The organism is Yimella radicis (assembly GCF_054778255.1).
In genome coordinates, this window is sequence record NZ_BAAGZR010000019.1 from 1 (window position 1) to 3,147 (window position 3,147).

At 54.8% G+C, this 3,147-nt stretch carries 1 rRNA gene; it reads right to left on the minus strand.

The annotated features are described in order from the left end of the window. A 23S ribosomal RNA gene (locus ACYU8W_RS11580) occupies positions 1–3,022 on the minus strand; the annotation flags it as partial. Between the last annotated feature and the right edge of the window lie 125 nt (positions 3,023–3,147).

Below are 3,147 nucleotides of genomic sequence, written 5' to 3' on the forward strand. Positions count from 1 at the left end.
AAGGGGCATGGAAACCTCATCTTGAAGCGTGCTTCCCGCTTAGATGCTTTCAGCGGTTATCACTTCCGAACGTAGCTAATCAGCGGTGCTCCTGGCGGAACAACTGACACACCAGAGGTTCGTCCATCCCGGTCCTCTCGTACTAGGGACAGGTCTTCTCAAGTTTCCTACGCGCACAGCGGATAGGGACCGAACTGTCTCACGACGTTCTAAACCCAGCTCGCGTACCGCTTTAATGGGCGAACAGCCCAACCCTTGGGACCTACTCCAGCCCCAGGATGCGACGAGCCGACATCGAGGTGCCAAACCATGCCGTCGATATGAGCTCTTGGGCAAGATCAGCCTGTTATCCCCGGGGTACCTTTTATCCGTTGAGCGACGGCGCTTCCACAAGCCACCGCCGGGTCACTAGTCCCGACTTTCGTCTCTGCTCGACATGTCTGTCTCACAGTCAAGCTCCCTTGTGCACTTACACTCAAAACCTGATTGCCAACCAGGCTGAGGGAACCTTTGGGCGCCTCCGTTACCTTTTGGGAGGCAACCGCCCCAGTTAAACTACCCACCAGGCACTGTCCCTGATCCGGATCACGGACCGAGGTTAGGAGCCCAGAACGACCAGAGTGGTATTTCAACGTTGACTCCACACACACTGGCGTGCATGCTTCACAGTCTCCCACCTATCCTACACAAGCCGTACCGAACACCAATACCAAGCTGTAGTAAAGGTCCCGGGGTCTTTCCGTCCTGCTGCGCGTAACGAGCATCTTTACTCGTAGTGCAATTTCGCCGAGTTCGCGGTTGAGACAGTGGAGAAGTCGTTACGCCATTCGTGCAGGTCGGAACTTACCCGACAAGGAATTTCGCTACCTTAGGATGGTTATAGTTACCACCGCCGTTTACTGGCGCTTAAGTTCTCAGCTTCGCCCAAAGGCTAACCGGTCCCCTTAACGTTCCAGCACCGGGCAGGCGTCAGTCCGTATACATCGAATTACTTCTTCGCACGGACCTGTGTTTTTAGTAAACAGTCGCTTCTCCCTGGTCTCTGCGGCCCTCACCCCTAGTGAGCAAGTCACTTCAAGGATTGGGCCCCCCTTCTCCCGAAGTTACGGGGGCATTTTGCCGAATTCCTTAACCACGATTCACTCGATCGCCTTAGTATTCTCTACCTAACCACCTGAGTCGGTTTAGGGTACGGGCGGCTCGAACCTCGCTAGAAGTTTTTCTCGGCAGCATAGGATCACCCTACTTCCCACATATGTGGTCACTATCAACTCTCAGCCTGAATGACTGGCGGATTTGCCTACCAGTCGGCCTACAGTCTTAGACGGGGACAACCATCGCCCCGCGGAGGCTACCTTCCTGCGTCACTCCCTCGCTTACCTACTACAAGATCGGGTCCCACGCTCCCCACCAACACGCACACCCGAAGGCGTACGAACATGATGGTTCGGGTGGTTAGCATCCCTTGGTTCGATATGGGCGGTCCTTCGCCGGTTCCGGAATATCAACCGGATGTCCATCGACTACGCCTGTCGGCCTCGCCTTAGGTCCCGACTTACCCAGGGCAGATTAGCTTGACCCTGGAACCCTTGGTTATTCGGCGGACGGGTTTCTCACCCGTCATTCGCTACTCATGCCTGCATTCTCACTCGTGTGGCCTCCACGCCTGGATCACTCCGGCGCTTCACTGCCCACACGACGCTCCCCTACCCAACCACACCCCTGGACCACAAACACAAGGCTTGAAATCAGGGTGTTGTGTGATTGCCACAGCTTCGGTGGTGTGCTTGAGCCCCGCTACATTGTCGGCGCGGAATCACTTGACCAGTGAGCTATTACGCACTCTTTAAAGGGTGGCTGCTTCTAAGCCAACCTCCTGGTTGTCACAGCAACTCCACATCCTTTTCCACTTAGCACACGCTTAGGGACCTTAGCTGGTGATCTGGGCTGTTTCCCTCTCGACTATGAAGCTTATCCCCCACAGTCTCACTGCCACGCTCTCACTTACCGGCATTCGGAGTTTGGCTGACGTCAGTAACCTGGTGAGGCCCATCAGCCATCCAGTAGCTCTACCTCCGGCAAGAAACACGTGACGCTGCACCTAAATGCATTTCGGGGAGAACCAGCTATCACGGAGTTTGATTGGCCTTTCACCCCTACCCACAGCTCATCCCCTCAGTTTTCAACCTAAGTGGGTTCGGTCCTCCACGACGTCTTACCGTCGCTTCAACCTGGCCATGGGTAGATCACTCCGCTTCGGGTCTAGACCCAGCGACTAAAAACGCCCTCTTCGGACTCGCTTTCGCTACGGCTACCCCACCCGGGTTAACCTCGCCACTGAGCACTAACTCGCAGGCTCATTCTTCAAAAGGCACGCCATCACCCCAACAAGGAGGCTCTGACGGATTGTAAGCGCACGGTTTCAGGTACTATTTCACTCCCCTCCCGGGGTACTTTTCACCTTTCCCTCACGGTACTAGTCCGCTATCGGTCACCAGGGAATATTTAGGCTTAGCAGGTGGTCCTGCCAGATTCACACCGGATTTCACGGGCCCGGTGCTACTTGGGAACACGTCCAAGACAGTGACACATGTTTCGGCTACAGGACTTACACCCTCTCCGGTACACCATTCAAGATGTTTCGCCTACACGCGCCATTTCTAACTGCCCACCAACATGTCAGCATTGGTAAGAACGATCCCACAACCCCACGACTGCAACCCCTGACAGGTATCACACAACCGCGGTTTAGCCTCATCCGCTTTCGCTCGCCACTACTCACGGAATCACTCTTGTTTTCTCTTCCTGTGGGTACTGAGATGTTTCACTTCCCCACGTTCCCTCCACATACCCTATGAGTTCAGGTATGGGTCACACCACATGAATGGTGCGGGGTTCCCCCATTCGGAAATCCTCGGATCACAGTCTGGTTATCGACTCCCCGAGGCTTATCGCAGATTCCTACGTCCTTCATCGGTTCCTGGTGCCAAGGCATCCACCGTACGCTCTTAAAAACTTACACAAAAAAACTTCACAGAGCACTACAGATGCTTCGCGTCCACTATGCAATTCTCAAACAACACACAGCACCACCACCACCCACACCAACCCAGACCCACAAGCCCAGATCATTCAGTGCAGCCGGCG